12 protein-coding genes are annotated in these 16062 nt (G+C 46.4%); 6 read left to right on the plus strand and 6 right to left on the minus strand.

All coding sequences use genetic code 11. The features are described 5' to 3' along the window. The 6 genes from rbsK to R3D00_07190 form a co-directional block, all read right to left on the minus strand. Nucleotides 1-888 (minus strand): ribokinase, encoded by an 888-nt coding sequence (gene rbsK, locus R3D00_07165; GenBank protein ID MEZ4772944.1) that lies wholly within the window; start codon nt 886-888, stop codon nt 1-3. After that, a complete protein-coding gene (locus R3D00_07170) occupies nt 885-1847 on the minus strand; it encodes a nucleoside hydrolase (protein ID MEZ4772945.1) in 963 nt (320 codons plus the stop codon). The genes rbsK and R3D00_07170 overlap by 4 nt, the downstream gene beginning before the upstream one ends. 107 nt (nt 1848-1954) lie before the next feature. Beyond that, nucleotides 1955-2458: a hypothetical protein gene (locus R3D00_07175; protein ID MEZ4772946.1), complete on the minus strand. Its 504-nt coding sequence runs from the start codon at nt 2456-2458 to the stop codon at nt 1955-1957. 11 nt (nt 2459-2469) lie between these two features. Further along, entirely contained in the window at nt 2470-4248 is a 1779-nt protein-coding gene (locus R3D00_07180) for a hypothetical protein (protein ID MEZ4772947.1), read from the minus strand. A gap of 249 nt (nt 4249-4497) precedes the next feature. Beyond that, nucleotides 4498-5493, minus strand: coding sequence for an oxidoreductase (locus R3D00_07185; GenBank protein MEZ4772948.1), 996 nt, complete (start codon nt 5491-5493; stop codon nt 4498-4500). Continuing rightward, nucleotides 5414-6322: a helix-turn-helix transcriptional regulator gene (locus R3D00_07190; protein MEZ4772949.1), complete on the minus strand. Its 909-nt coding sequence runs from the start codon at nt 6320-6322 to the stop codon at nt 5414-5416. Before R3D00_07190 ends, R3D00_07185 begins: the two co-directional genes overlap by 80 nt. Before the next feature lie 228 nt (nt 6323-6550). Here R3D00_07190 and R3D00_07195 point away from each other — a divergent pair, with 228 nt between their 5' ends. The 6 genes from R3D00_07195 (at nt 6551) to R3D00_07220 (ending at nt 16060) form a co-directional block, all read left to right on the plus strand. Beyond that, nucleotides 6551-7258, plus strand: a complete 708-nt coding sequence (locus R3D00_07195; GenBank protein ID MEZ4772950.1) for a response regulator transcription factor — start codon at nt 6551-6553, stop codon at nt 7256-7258. Further along, nucleotides 7255-8724 (plus strand): HAMP domain-containing sensor histidine kinase, encoded by a 1470-nt coding sequence (locus R3D00_07200; GenBank protein ID MEZ4772951.1) that lies wholly within the window; start codon nt 7255-7257, stop codon nt 8722-8724. The genes R3D00_07195 and R3D00_07200 overlap by 4 nt, the downstream gene beginning before the upstream one ends. A gap of 115 nt (nt 8725-8839) precedes the next feature. Then, entirely contained in the window at nt 8840-9673 is an 834-nt protein-coding gene (locus R3D00_07205; protein MEZ4772952.1) for a tetratricopeptide repeat protein, read from the plus strand. Nucleotides 9674-9768: 95 nt separating this feature from the next. Next, the gene (metH, locus tag R3D00_07210; GenBank protein MEZ4772953.1) at nt 9769-13473 is read left to right on the plus strand and encodes a methionine synthase; all 3705 of its coding nucleotides are present in this window, start codon (nt 9769-9771) and stop codon (nt 13471-13473) included. A 50-nt stretch (nt 13474-13523) separates the two neighbouring features. Further along, nucleotides 13524-15437: a tetratricopeptide repeat protein gene (locus R3D00_07215; GenBank protein ID MEZ4772954.1), complete on the plus strand. Its 1914-nt coding sequence runs from the start codon at nt 13524-13526 to the stop codon at nt 15435-15437. Then, the gene (locus R3D00_07220) at nt 15434-16060 is read left to right on the plus strand and encodes a DNA-binding response regulator (protein MEZ4772955.1); all 627 of its coding nucleotides are present in this window, start codon (nt 15434-15436) and stop codon (nt 16058-16060) included. The genes R3D00_07215 and R3D00_07220 overlap by 4 nt, the downstream gene beginning before the upstream one ends. Nucleotides 16061-16062: the final 2 nt, after the last annotated feature.

The following is a 16062-nucleotide window of genomic DNA, read 5'->3' on the forward strand; positions in this document are numbered from 1 at the left end:
TTAGAGTTGATGTCTATAGGGCGCAGAGGCTTGTGCCCCCATTTTTTGAACGGAAAATGCTGCGGCCTGGCAGGCAAAACGGATCGCTTCTTTTATGTCCTGGTTCTCCAAAAGTGCTACGGCAAGTGCGCCATTAAAAACATCACCTGCGGCTGTGCTGTCCACTGCATGTACCTGGGGTGCGGGTATATGAAAGGTTTGTTGAGAATCGGCATAATAGGCCCCCGCTGCACCCATCGTCAAAATCACCGCCTGGCAGCCTTTTTTCAAAAGGATCTGGCACGCATCCGCTGCAGACGGGAGATCTTTAACCGGTATTCCGGTCAACAAAGAGGCTTCCGTCTGGTTGGGGGTGATGAGATACAGATTTTGGTAAACGGCTGAAGGAAGTAAAGCCGCCGGAGCCGGGTTGAGAATTAATTTTTCACCAAAATGCTGTGCCAGGAAACTTACCGAAGGAAGGGGTGTTTCTAGTTGGGTGAGGAGTAAATCTGCTGCCTGCAGCGCTTCAAAGTGTTTTTCCAGCCATGACACTTCCAGGAGTGCGTTTGTGCCGGGAGCAACCACGATCTGATTTTCTCCTTCTGCATTTACGGTAATTAAGGCTACCCCAGATGCTGCACCAGGAGTAGTTTGGACAAGCGCGGTATCTATTCCCTCGTTTTCATAATTTTTAAGCGCCTGTCTGCCAAACAGATCATCGCCCAAGGCGCACATAAACGCTACATTGCCTCCGAGCCGGGCTGCCGATACTGCCTGATTTGCGCCTTTCCCTCCGGGAAACATAAAAAAATCTCCCCCCAGAATGGTCTCTCCCGGCACCGGAAACCGGTCAGTTTTTACAACCATATCGGTATTAGAACTTCCGACCACTACTAGCTTTTTCATGGGAGCTGATAGTTTTTCATTCGGGAATAGAAGTCGTGCAAAATGGCTTCTTTCTCAAAATTTTCCCAAACCTCTATTTTTCTTGGATTGTCGGGGCGCTCTGTCCAGGCATCGTTGATGAGTATGGGAGCGGGAATGGTTGTTTTCTCGGCCCATTCCGGATTTTTTACAACTGCCACCGCCACCATATCAAAAAGTGCCCGGGAGGGAGGGTTGCCGTGCAGGTCTATGTGGCTGAACAGGTCCAGAGAATAATCCCCGAAATGGGTGAAACTACCTCCATTTCTGCCCTCCACTGGTTTTTCGGCTAATGGGCCTGCACCGGGCATTTTGTCGGCAATTTCCTGGGGTGTTGCCCGAACTGCATCAGTGCCGCTGGGTTTTCCATATCTTACGGTTACCATCTCAAAAGGAACCGGCGTACTGAGCACGTAGTTCATGGCTGCGGTATCATTTTCCTGGTTATATTCACCGGGTTCGGGATAATTGCTGCCCAGCCATACGATTCGGGTGCGGTTTGCCAGATCGGGATCCTTTTTGAGTGCACGGGCCACAGTGGTAAGTTTACCTACAGCGATAATTACCGTACCGGGGTTTTCCCTCGTCTTTTGAAGCATAAACTCCACCGCTTCCATGCCATCTTCAGGAAGGCTATCGATCTGCGGATAAGAGGCATTGGCGCCTTTTAAAAGGGGGATTTTTGCATCCAGATTGTATAGCGCCAAAATCCGTTGCGCTTCCTGGTATTGTTGATGGATATCTCCGCCATTTCTGGTCGCATTCACAGAGACCCCCAGAATGTTAAAAACGTCTGCATTGCTGAGCAGATAGGCGAGGGCATGCTGGTCGTCGAGTTCGTTGTTGGCATCAGTATCAAAAATGACCGGAATTTTTGCCTTTTCTTTGGGCGTACAGCACCACAGGGCGCTTATCAGCAGAAGGAGATAAGAGTACTTCATAGGCTGGCGTAGCTAATGGTTATTGTTTGTGTTTCCTAATTTAGAGAAAATTGGCATCCACACAACACGCTCACAAGCTCATTCCCGGCTAATCGCTGATTTTACCATCATTCGTATTGATAGGGTTCGTTTCCCTCTGCGAGCTTCCTTACATTTTCCAGAACTTGTTTCATGTATGTCGTCCAAAAAAGCTTCGCAAACAACCAGTTTAAAGGATATAATAACACATTGTTTGCATGAAGGCTATAAGCGTAATCAATCTGGATTTTATTTTTTTCAATTTCGAGGGTACTCCACTCACCGACAAATTTGGAAAAGCCCAAAAACCACGATTGAAAATCGTACACCTCAATTTTCCAATATTTGTTTTCAATTCGCTCAATGACTTTGTCCATGGAAACAAATCCTCCTTTTTGAATAAACGATTTTGTCGCGTAAGCCTTTTTCGTACCGCCGGGTTTTCCCCAGTTATGTTCGTCAGAGGTTCCGGTAATTCGCGGCATGAGCCCCATTCCTGTATGAACCTTCGTTACATCGCACAACATGGGTGCTTTGAATGCCCTTTCCAAAGAGCAATGGTAAACGGTTGAAACACTGGTTTTGAAAATCATGTTTTTTATGTCTACCGGATTGTGATGGTATGCTTAAACGGCACTATACCGGTAATGTAAAGATGCTGTCCCTCGCCTTTAATGGATCCGAAATGGGTGGAATACACCTCTCCATCCAAACCATTGGTACGCGCATGTTCGTGTTTTCCCGGGCCGATTTCAATGGTATCACTTCCGACGGTATATTTCGCAAATCCATCGTCCAGGAAGAAGTCTTTCTCATTATCTCCCTGCATGGCACCCTCAAATATTCCACCGTCTTTAAAACAAAGATCCAAAGTAATCTCCACATTTTCAGCCCCATTAACCTCAATCTCCATCCTGAAGGCGTTTTCAGCTTCCTCGATTACAATTGTTGATTCCAGCGACAGGGTCGTTTTGGGTCTGGATTCAAAATCCATTTTGCTCCAAAATCTTCCGTCAAGTGATGGACTTAGCAGATAATCCCCTTTTTCATTTCTTTTTTCGGCAGGCATGGGATGATAATAGTATGCCTCTTTTTTTTCATATAGGGTATATCTGTTCCCATCCTTTTTTAGTCCGGCACTTCTGACGTAGCCAGTGTTAAAAAAAGAAGTGGAAAGGCGTGCATATTCCATAATGGCAGCTCCCTTTCTGTATGTAAAGAATGTGGGGTTGCATGATCTCCCGGATGCCACCGTAAGGGGCAGATCATTGCCGCCAAAAATGGAAACCGTGATGGCTCCTCGTTTGATTCTGACCAGATCCGATTCGGTAAAATGTTGTGTGTAGGTCTCGGGTAACGGTTTCCCCTTAGGCATTTCTTTTTGCAAAATTTTACTGCTCATAAAAAAAGGCAAAGCTCTGCTGATAATATATCTGTCGAAATCACCAAGGCGCTCAACCTCGCGTGCAACTGATGCAAAAAAATCGCTTTTTTCATGGATAGCCATATATCTGTAGGCCATATAATTCAGATAAACGGATATCGGCCTGAACTGATCCTGTCTTCTTGAATCCAGGCTCACCAGTTCGCCATCTGGTTCCATATAATAATAAGTGGCAGTTAGATTTCTGGAAACGATCTCAAATAGTTCCGGACGGTTTAATATTTCACCCAATGTGATAAAGGCCTGATTTTCAACCACCGCATAGTTTCTGCTTCTTTCGGGATAGTTACCATCTGAATTTTGATAAATGCCATCAGCCAGCCATTCTTCTATCCGCTCGACATACTTTTTATCTCCGTATAATTTGTAAAGTTTGGCTAGAGTGGCAGATATTTCCCACCGGTGATTGGGGGTATGAACGCCACCTGTCCTGATTCCTTCACCTGCTGCCAGCAGGAATTTGTCAAGTTTGTTTTTTACAGTGTCTATTTCTTTGGTCTTATTTTCCTTCAGAATCAGCGCTGCGGGATATAATGAATCCAATACAAATGCAGTATCAGGAGGCGATTTTCGGTTTCCTCCGGAATCAAGCGTACCATCCGGATACTGAAACGCCCGTAATTTGTCTATGGTACTACTCATAGCATTCAGAACCTCATCTGAGCCATAATACAAGGACTTTGGATGAGAAAAAGCGGCTGTCAGGACTGAAAATGATTCGCTGAGGTTGCGGTAGTATTGCCTTTGCCGGGTCGATGACAGGGTTTTCAGAAATTGTTCGACCGATGTGTCGTTGGCTTTCACCAGGCGGCTTAACATCGCTTCATCAATAGAATCTGTGATTGTAAATGATTCTCCAAAGAGATTAGGTGGGTTAAATGCAGCTATAACAGCCAGCGAGCTTGTTTTGATAAACGTTTCCCTGCTTATTTTTTTCATATTTACTTAGCATTAGTTGAGGAATAAGGCATTGTAAATGATGAATCTAGGAAAAAGCTGGGAAATGAAAATTGAAATTTTCATTTTTATCAGGTCGGGCGGGGGCTGTCTGGATACATTCTCTCCCTTATCGGTACGCTTTACTCCCCTTATAAATCAGGATTGCATTGCCTTTGCCGGTAAAATATCTCCAGATGAAAATCCCCGGCGGGTATGTTGCCGGAGTCTTATTCCTGGACTTTATCGGTCTTACAAATAGCTGAATCCAACTAATTCTTCAGAAACATTCCAGAGTTGTTTTGCTATGGCTTCATCTTGGGATAAGTCCGTAAAAGTTGCTTTTCCTGCCTTCCCCTTGTACTCCTTATAGCCTGTTGGCCCAAAATACTCTCCACCCTTTGCCTCTCCTAAGGCAGCCAGAATGGTTGGCTTCGCGCCTTCATAGGCAGAATGTGTTAGAAATGGCGCAATTGTATATTTCACTAAAAGATATAGCCATTTAGGATAATGTCTGCTCAATTCTGTATCGGCAATTCCCGGATGTGATGCCGTCGAAATGGTATGTTGAATACCCGCTTTTTGTAACCTTCGTTGCAATTCAAATGCAAACATTAAACATGCGAGTTTTGATTGTGCATAGGCTTTCGCCGGAGAGTATGTTTGTTCACTTTGTAAATCGTCAAAATTGATTTGTCCGTTTTTATGAACCAACGAGCTCAAGGTAACGATTCTTGAATGAGGGGTTTTAATGAGGGTATCCAACAACAAACCCGTGAGTAAAAAATGCCCCAGATAATTTGCGCCTAATTGTAATTCAAAACCATCTTCGGTTTTGGAATAGGGGGGAGCCATTACACCTGCATTATTAATCAAAACATCTAATTTGTCATATTTTTTCTGGTATTCAGAGGCGAAATTTCTAACAGACTTTAAGCTGCTCAAATCAATTTGCATGATTTCCAGATCAGCATTTGGATGCGCTTTTTCAATTTTGTTTTTCGCGGCTTCTGCTTTAGTGATGCTACGGCAAGCCATAACAACTTTTGCGCCCTTTTTGGCTAATGATAAAGCGGTTTCATAACCCAGACCCGCGTTGGCTCCCGTAACAATCATAATACGGTTGTCCTGAGAGGGGATATTCATGTTGTCTTCCATTTTTTTGCTTTTAATTATGATTTCTAAATTCAACAGGAGTAAGTCCTGTTTTTTGCTTGAAGAGCCTGCTGAAATATTGAGGATATTCAAAACCTAATGAATAAGCTATCTGACCAACAGAATCATCAGAACTTAACAACAGGTTTTTGGCTGTTTCGATGAGATGATAATGAATGTGTTCCTGGGCGTTCATCCCTGTTTCTCTTTTGAGCAAATCGCTCAAATAGCTCGGAGAAAGATGCACGTGATCAGCCAAATATTTAACAGATGGTATAGATAATTCAGTATTTTTCTCTTTTTTGAAATAGTTTTTCAGTAATCGTTCCAGCTCTGATACGATCCGGGAATTACTACTTTTTCTGGTAATGAATTGCCGGTCGTAATAGCGGGAACAATAATTCAGAAGCAACTCGATGTTGGAAACAAGCAGCGTTTGACTGTGTTGGTCAATATTTTCCTGCAACTCCATTTCTATTTTTTGTATGATGCCTTCAAGTATTAGCTTTTCTTTGGCGGAAAGGTGCAGTGCTTCAGATCTTTCGTAAGAGAAAAAAGTGTAATTATGGATATGATTTCCTAAAGAAGTGCCATATAACAAGTCGGGATGGAAAAATAATCCCCAACCATGTTCCTCGTCTTTTTCTTTCTCCAGTTCCCCGCCCAGGGTAATGATTTGCTTAGGCCCAACACATACCAAACTACCTTCCCGAAAATCGATAGATTGCCGGCCGTATTTTATCGTACTTACGCAATGGTTTTTGAAAATTATTGCGTAGAAATCAGCACTTAAACTAATTTCCTCTTCCCCGTACTGATTGGCCTTACTAAAATCAAAAACAGCCAACAGGGGATGATTGGTCGTGCATTGTGCAAAATCATTGATATCGGTAATGCTGTTCAGGTGAATAAGTGGTTTCATATAGGTATAGGACAATTTCTATCATCAAATTTCAATGTAAGCCGGTTGTTTCTGTTAACACAAATTCATGATTTCTGTATACCATTTGCATTTTTTTAGCTGACGCCCAACATCCGAATATACGTTGCCATATTGCTTATCTCCTTATCGAATGAGATAAAAAACCATTTATTCTCTTATGTCATTTCCGTTACACTTTTGTGATACTTACTTTTCTTATTTGGGGGTATGAAAAAAGTATTGCTCGTCGAAGACGACCGGGACATCGTCAACTTGCTGGAAATTCACCTCCGCGACCTGGACTGCCAACTCACGAAAGCCTATCACGGTCCTGAAGGACTGACCTATGCGCTCGAAAATACTTTCGACCTCATCATACTCGATCTTATGCTCCCGGGTATGGACGGGATGGACATTTGCCGTAATGTCCGCGCGGAAAAAATCCATACACCGATCCTCATGCTCACCGCACGCTCAGAAGAAATCGACAAGGTAATGGGACTTGAGTCAGGGGCAGATGACTACCTCACCAAACCCTTCAGCATCCGCGAATTTATCGCCAGAGTCAAAGCCATTTTCCGCCGCATGCAGGTGATCCGGAAAGAAACCTCCGCGGAGGCGCAAAAACCGCTGGCTTTTGGCAAACTCGAAATTGACTTCGAAAACCGCAAGGTAAGAGTCGCCGGACAAAGAGTCGAACTCACACCTAAAGAATTTGATCTGTTATACCTGCTCGCCTCCCACCCGGGGAGAAGTTATTCCCGCGACCGGCTGCTGAGTCTGGTATGGGGATATGAATTTAACGGCTACGAACATACAGTCAATTCCCATATCAACCGGCTACGCACCAAAATAGAACCCGACCTCAGTCAGCCTACATACATACTCACCACCTGGGGCGTCGGCTACAGGTTTAACGATGAGATAGGATCATGAAAAAGATAATCAACAGCCTGTACTGGCGAATTTCTGCGGTTTTTATGCTGCTGCTAATCATAATCGGTGCGGCATATACCTGGATTACGGTTGAGACTGCGGAGCAATATTTTTTGCACAAACACCAGCGGCTCAATGCATCTATTGCTGAGCATACGGTAAAAGAAGTGCCCCCTTTTCTCAATGGCGAAGTCAGCAAGGATGCGATGGACAAAATTATGCATTCGATGATGGCAATCAATCCTGCCATCGAGGTGTATATTCTCGATCCCAAAGGCAATATTCTCACCTATGTTGCGCCCTACAAAAAAGTCAAACTCACTGCCGTCAGTCTTGATCCTATCGATGAATTTATCCAAAACCGGGGAGAACTGATGATTACCGGCGATGACCCCCGCAATCCTGGCACACAGAAAGTTTTTTCGGCGGCTCCCGTGGTGGAAAATGACCAGGTTATGGGGTATGTTTATATCGTTTTGGCGAGTGAGGAATATGTTTCGGTAGGGAAATATTTGTTTGGTGATTTTATGCTGAACCTCAGCGGCCGGAATATTCTCTTTACCCTGGTGGCTTCCCTGCTGGTTGGGCTGTTTGCGATATGGTTGCTTACCCGAAATCTCAGAACCATTATTGAGACCGTAAGGCGGTTTGCTGCGGGAGAGTTATTTGCCCGTATTCCGGTGAAGGCGGAGGGCGAGCTGGCCCAGCTTTCGCGTACGTTCAACGAAATGGCCGATACCATTGTAGAGGACAAAAAACGGAAAGAAGCGATCGAGAATCTGCGCAAGGAGCTGATTGCCAATGTGTCGCATGATCTCAGGACTCCGCTTGCCGTGATCCGCGGCTATATTGAGACCCTTTCGATCAAAGGCCCGACGCTTCTGCCTGCGGAGCGGGAAAGGTATGTTTCTGTTTCTCTTGACAGTATCGACAAACTCGAAAAACTGGTCAACGATCTCTTCGAACTCTCCAAACTGGAGGCAGAGCAGGTGCAACTCCGCAAAGAACCATTTTCTCTTTCCGAACTGGTGCAGGATGTTGTCTTTAAATACCAGTTGCTCGCCCAGAAAAAAGGGATAGACCTCCGGATGAATGTGCCTACCGGACATTCGATTGTGCTGGGAGATATCGCGCTGATCGAGCGGGTATTGCAGAATCTCATCGACAATGCCTTAAAATTTACGCCCGGCATGGGCAAAATTGAAGTGCAAATGGGTAAGGAAGGGGAAGACGTGCGCGTATTTGTCAATGATACAGGGCCGGGCATTCCGGAGTCGGAAATCCCCTTTATTTTTGAGCGATACCACAAAGCGCATCACATTGTCAATAAAAATGGCTCAGGGCTTGGTTTGGCCATCGTCAAAAAAATCCTTGAACTGCACAATACGACGATTTCCATTCGAAGCAACCACAATCAGGGCAGCCAGTTTTCGTTTGGATTGCCCCTGTATTTGCGGGAAGGCTGAAAATGCAAACAAGTGCTTTTTCAGATGTATATAATCATGCAGGTATAAATCCAAACTTTCCTGTGTTTCGTAGGTATGGGGATTTTTTGAAATAACCCCCAAATAACTTCTGTACATGCGCTTGAAAATGACCGCAATCTTCTCCTTGCTTTTGCTCTTTTCCGTTTTTTCCTTTGCTCAAACAGCACAACAGTGGGTGGATAAGGCCCTTTCTTACGAAAACCTCCACAAACAAATTCAGTATTGCACTGTGGCCATTCAGGTTGATTCGGGTTTCAGCCCTGCCTGGTATTATCGCGGTGTGGCCAAACGAATCCTTTTTCGCTACGATCAGGCGCTGGCAGATTTTAATCAATCGATCGTTTTAAATGCATCTTTTGCTCCGGCATGGAATGAGCGCGGGCTCACCAAAAGATATCTCAACCTGTATGATGAGGCACATGCAGATTTTAACCAGGCCATTGCACTTGATTCGACATTTGCCGAGGCCTATATCAACCGCGGCAGCAATAGCTATGATCTGGCGCAATACGCTGCTGCACGCAAAGATTTTGATCAGGCCATCGCCTTAAATCCGGGTCTTTCGGAGGCCTGGTTTTTTCGGGGGAATATACATTATGACCTGGAGGAGTATGATCAGGCAATTGCCGATTTTAGCCGCGCCATCGACCTGGAAGCAGATCATACCATGGCACTCAACAATCGGGGCCTGGCAAAATTTCGGTCAGGAAAAACAAAAGAAGCACTTCCCGATTTTGAAAAAGCCGTTTCCCTGACGCCAGATTATGCCTTCGGGTGGTTTAACCGAGCCATCGTGCTCACCGAATTGTCCCGCTATAGCGAGGCTATTCGTATCTATGACCGGGTAATTGAACTGGATCCGCGTTTTGAGGAAGCGATTCAAAACCGGGAACATTTGAACGAAAAAATTGCCCTGACAAATCGATAGAACTTCGGCGGCGAATTGTAACATTTTCGCCGCCTTTATCTTCATTCCATATTCAATTTGCGTACCTTTGCAGCGGTAATCGCAAAATCATGGATATGGATACAACAAAGACCCAACTGAATACCCGGAAGCAGCTTGAAAACATCCTCAAAACCCGTATTCTCCTGCTCGATGGAGCAATGGGTACAATGATCCAGCGCTATAAACTGGAGGAGGCTGATTTTCGCGGTGAAAGATTCCAGCACCACCCCGGGCAACTGAAAGGGAATAATGACCTTCTGTCTATTACCCAACCTGAAATCATAAAAGAAATCCATCGCCAGTACCTTCGGGCTGGTTCTGATATCATTGAAACCAATACTTTCAGTTCTACTTCAGTCTCTATGGCTGACTACCATATGGAAGATCTGGTGTATGAACTGAATTTTGCCTCTGCAAAAATCGCAAAAGAAGTAGCTGAAGAGTTTACCCGCATGGATCCCGACAAACCGCGGTTTGTGGCTGGTGCCCTTGGCCCTACTACCAGTGCGGCTTCGCTTTCCCCCGACGTCAATGATCCGGGGTATCGGTCTGTAACTTTTGACGGACTGGTTGACGCTTACTACGAACAGGCGCGCGGCTTGCTTGACGGCGGGGCTGATATCCTGCTGGTGGAAACCGTATTTGATACGCTGAATTGTAAAGCTGCGCTATTTGCAATAGATACACTTAAGGAAGAACGCGGTCTTAAAGACTTGCCCGTGATGGTTTCCGGAACGATTACCGACGCCTCCGGGCGTACGCTTTCGGGGCAGGTCGTAGAAGCATTTTTTATCTCTATCGCACATGCCGATTTGTTTAGTGTGGGACTGAATTGTGCCCTTGGAGCCAAACAGCTTCGCCAATATGTAAAAGACCTTTCCCGTATCGCCCCCCTGCCGGTCAGTGCCTATCCCAACGCCGGACTACCCAATGAATTTGGCCAATACGACCAGTCTCCCGAGGCAATGGCCGGGCTGATCCGCACATTCATGGAAGATGGTATTATTAATATTGTGGGTGGATGTTGCGGCAGTACACCTGACCATATTCGGGCGATTGGCGAAGCGGCAATGGGTTTTGCTCCAAGGGTTATTCCCGCACAGCGCACCTTGCCTATGCTCAGTGGCCTCGAACCGCTGACCATCACAGCTGAGACCAACTTTGTCAATGTTGGAGAAAGAACCAATGTTACCGGCTCCCGTGCATTTGCCCGCCTGATAAAAGAAGGGAAATACGAAGAAGCCCTTTCTGTCGCCCGTCAGCAGGTCGAGGGTGGCGCGCAGGTGATCGATATCAATATGGACGAGGGGATGCTCGATTCCAAAGCAGCGATGGTCAAATTTTTGAACCTGCTGGCTGCCGAACCAGATATCAGCCGTGTGCCTGTGATGATCGACTCCTCCAAATGGGAGGTCATTGAGGCAGGCCTGAAGTGTATCCAGGGCAAGGGAATTGTCAACTCAATCTCCATGAAAGAAGGCGTCGACAAGTTTATCGAACAGGCAAAAACAGTCAAAAAATACGGCGCAGCGGTAGTGGTGATGGCCTTCGACGAAGTAGGGCAGGCAGATACCTTTGAGCGGAAAACGGAAATCTGCGCCCGCGCCTATAAAATTCTTACCGAGGAAGTTGGTATCAAACCCTGGGATATCATTTTTGACCCCAATATTTTCGCAGTTGCTACCGGCATTGAGGAGCACAACAATTATGCGGTGGACTTCATTGAAGCTACCCGCTGGATCAAACAAAATCTGCCGTATGCAATGGTCAGCGGCGGGGTGAGCAATGTCTCTTTTTCCTTCCGGGGAAATGATGCAGTACGCGAGGCCATTCACGCTGTATTCCTTTACCATGCGATCCGGGCCGGCATGGATATGGGCATTGTGAATGCAGGTATGCTTCAGATCTATGAAGATGTGCCCAAAGACCTGCTGGAAAAAGTCGAAGATGTGATACTCAATCGCCGTGACGATGCCACAGAGCGACTGGTAGATTTTGCAGAAAGTGTCAAGCAGAGCGGTGCCACCCGCAAAGTCAACCTCGAATGGCGGGAAAAACCGGTCAACGAACGATTGACCTATGCATTGGTAAATGGAATCACCGAGTTTATAGAGATTGATACAGACGAGGCCCGTCAGCAGTATGTACGGCCGCTTCATGTGATCGAAGGCCCGCTCATGGATGGGATGAATGTAGTCGGGGATTTGTTTGGTGCCGGGAAAATGTTTCTGCCGCAGGTAGTGAAAAGTGCGCGGGTGATGAAAAAAGCCGTTGCGTATTTACTGCCTTATATGGAAGCTGAAAAAGAGGGTACGGAAAGCTCTTCCGCCGGGAAAGTTCTGCTTGCTACGGTTAAAGGCGATGTCCATGATATTGGTAAAAATATCGTTGGAGTAGTATTGGGCTGTAACAATTATGAAGTGATCGATCTGGGAGTAATGGTTCCGCTGGAAAAGATTCTCGATACAGCCGAAGCCGAAAAAGTGGACATTGTAGGTTTAAGCGGACTGATCACGCCTTCCCTTGACGAGATGGTTTTTGTAGCTCAGGAAATGGAAAAACGTGGAATGAAACTCCCGCTTCTCATTGGCGGAGCCACAACTTCACGGATTCATACAGCCGTTAAAATCAACCCTCAGTACTCCGGTCCGGTCGTTCATGTACTGGATGCTTCCAAATGTGTACCCGTAGCGAATAAACTCCTCAGCGAGGAAGTTTCTCAACGGGAAGTGTACGCTCAGGAAATCAAAGCCGAATACGAACTGATGCGCGAAGGTCATTTGGCCAGATCCAAAGCCAAAACTTACCGCAGCCTTTCGGATGCGCGAAAAAACAAGTTCTCCATTGATTGGCGTAAAGGGGTGGCGCCAGCTCCGGCAAAGACGGGGGTGCAGGTGTTTAATCATTACGATCTCGCTGAAATCAGTACCTATATTGACTGGACACCTTTCTTCTATACCTGGGAGATGAATGGACAATTTCCCAAAATCCTCGACGATGCAGAAAAAGGTACAGAAGCACGCAAACTGTATGAAGATGCACAGGCAATGCTCAGCCGTATCATTGAAGAGAAATGGCTCGAAGCTCATGCGGTTATCGGTCTTTTTCCAGCTAATACCGTCAATGACGATGATGTAGAAGTTTATGCAGATGAGTCCCGTACGACATTGCTGACACATTTCTATAATCTCCGCCAGCAGGGCGAAAAGGCCGACGTGCCCAATACTTGTCTGTCAGATTTTATCGCACCCAAAGAAACAGGGCTTGCCGACCATATCGGGGCATTTGCTGTTACCGCAGGCATTGGTATAGAGAAAAAACTCGCAGAGTTTGAAGCCGATCACGACGATTACAGCAGCATCATGCTCAAAGCGCTGGCTGACCGGCTGGCAGAGGCTTTCGCCGAACTAATGCACAAGCGGGTGCGCCGCGAGTTTTGGGGGTATGCCGCGGATGAAAATCTCTCAAATACAGATTTGATCAAAGAGATTTACAAAGGCATTCGCCCCGCGCCGGGATATCCGGCCAACCCTGACCACACAGAGAAAGTTACCCTGTTTGACCTGCTGAAGGTAGAAGAAAATACAGGTATCCAGCTCACAGAAAGTCTGGCAATGTTTCCGACTTCCTCCGTCAGTGGATTGTACTTCAGTCATCCTGAATCCCGGTATTTTGCCGTTGGCAAAATCACCCGTGAGCAGGTAGCCTCTTATGCAGCGCGCAAAGGCATGGAGGTTTCGCGTATGGAGCGGTGGTTGAGCCCGGTGCTGGGATATTGAGGCTGACGGAAATTCTTTTTGCCCCTGGCATCAACCGAGCCTGTTAGTTTATGAAGTTCATACAAAAATATGGCTGCTTTCTTTTCCTGGTTCCGGGCCTTCTGGGGTATATTTCCGGTACGGCTCAGAACGATAGCCTGCGGCTTCTTTGGTCCCGGATGCCTGCTGACACGCACGCTGTCCGATGGCTTCACCACATGCTTCGGGAAGATCGTTTTTTACCTCCCGATTCGCTGTTCTCTTTTGCATCTGAAGGGGCAGCACTCGCTCAAACGCTCAACGACAGGCAGGGGCTCGCGTTTATGCAATTGTATCAGGGGCTGGCAAATGCCTACCAGGGAGACTTTAATGTAGCACTGGCATTTTTTGAACAATCTCTCTCGGGACAGATAGAAACCGGCGATACCCTTCAGGCAGGGAAAGTGTTGATCAATATGGGACTTGCCTATTATTACCTGGGCAACACCGGCCAGGCGCTGGTGCAGTATGAACAAGCGGCAGACTATCTTCGCAAAAGTGGCCAGGCGGATGCCCGCTTGTTTCACAACATCGCTATGATATACCGGAAGCAGGGAAAATATCTCAGAGCCGAAGAGTATTACCGGCGATCCCTGGTACTCAAACAGGAAGAAGGGGACTCTACCGGAATGGCAAACACATGGTTTAACCTGGCAACGCTCTGGCACCAGCAGGGAAATCCGGATCAGGCTCTGGGTTACGCAAGACAGGCACTGCAGCACTATCAGTCAAAAGAAGATGCAGCCGGTGCAGCCGCCGCCTATACCGTCATCGGTGGTATTTTTATTGATATAAATCAGCCCGACAGTGCCGCGAAAGCGTTGAGCCGGGCAAGTGTTTATTTCTCCCAAAATCCTGATGCCGATTATGCAATGGAAAACCTTGCTGATAACGGACGACTTGCCGCTGTACGACAACAATGGCAGAATGCTGAAGCTTTTTTCCTGAAAGCACTTTCAAAAGCCCGAAGCCAGGGCCGTAAGGAGGAAGAGGCAGACATTCATCTCTATCTTAGCAGGGCACTCTATGAACAGGGGAAATATCAGACTGCTTATTCTCATTCCGATACGGCCAGATTGCTGGATGCCGAAATTAATGACGCACTCAAACTTTCCCTGACCGAGGAGATGCAGGCAAGATTTGAAGTTGAAGACGCAATCTACCAGCAAAAAATGCAGCAACTTACTTTCCTCCAGCATCAACGGATAACCCGTATATTATTCGCTTTTGCCGGGATCGTTATTATCTCCGTGCTATTTTTTCTTTATCAAAAAAACCGTGTCAACCATATTCTCAAAGCCAAAAATGATGTCATTGCCCGTGCATTGAGTGAAAAAGAATTTCTCCTGAAGGAAATCCACCATCGGGTAAAAAATAATCTACAGTTTATCTCCAGTCTACTGCGCCTCCAAACCCGCCACCTGGAAGATGATCATGCCAGAGATGTGCTTATGACCAGCCGTAGTCGGGTGCTCGCTATGGCAATGGTGCATAGGCATCTGTATTTGGAGGATCAACTGACAACCGTGCCTGTAAATGAATACCTGGGACGGCTGATTGACGAACTGGCAGCCATGCACATAAATGAGAATTGTAAAGTTTCTTTTCAGGTGGAAATCGAACCCATATCTTTGGATATTGATCAGGCTGTACCTTTGGGGCTGATTGTAAACGAACTGGTCATCAATGCCATGAAATATGCTTTTATTGGAAGGAAAACTGGAACGGTGAGTGTCTTGCTGAAACAAACGGAGCATGAGCTTGTGCTAAATGTTGCGGATGATGGGGTAGGAGGAACAGAATTAGTGGAGGAAAATGACCGCACAGGTTTTGGCTACCGCCTTATTCAGCTATTGGCAGAAAAACTAAAAGCGAAGCTGACCATTTCCTCAGATCAGGGTATGATGGTAAATTTGGCTTTTCCCTTTACTGTATCTGCCCCATGAATCACCCTACGCTTTTGCATATTCTGGTTGTTGAAGATGACCCTGTCGTACGGGCTGACCTTACGGATGCCTTATTTTCTCTGGGGTACGCCTTTGTTTCTGAGGCGGGAGATGCTATTCGCGCCCGGGAAATGATGGAAAGTGATTTGCCCGATCTGGTTGTACTCGATATTCATCTGGGGACAGGGGAAGACGGCATTTCCCTCGCACGTAGTATCAATGAAGAATACCGGATTCCATTTATTTTCCTTACGGCTTATTCTGACGATCGTACGCTTTCGGGAGTCAAGGAGACCTTGCCTGCCGGCTTTGTCTTAAAACCCTTTCACGAACAACGACTTAAAGCCGCCATCGAAATCGCCCATCACACCTATTACGCCGTCATCAGACCCCACTGGCAGAAAATTGAGGATATCAATGAACATGTAGCCGAACCACTTACTTCGCGCGAACTTGAACTGCTGGCCTTGCTTTGTGAGGGGCAGAGCAACCGCGAACTGGCGACCCGGCTACATGTGTCTGTAAATACCATTAAAACCCACCTGAAAAATCTCTACCTCAAACTGAATGTCAGAAACCGGGCTGAGACTATTGTCAGAATGAATGAGATCATTTTGAGGTGAAT

It is taken from the genome of Bacteroidia bacterium, from assembly GCA_041391665.1.
GTDB lineage: Bacteria > Bacteroidota > Bacteroidia > J057 > J057 > JAGQVA01.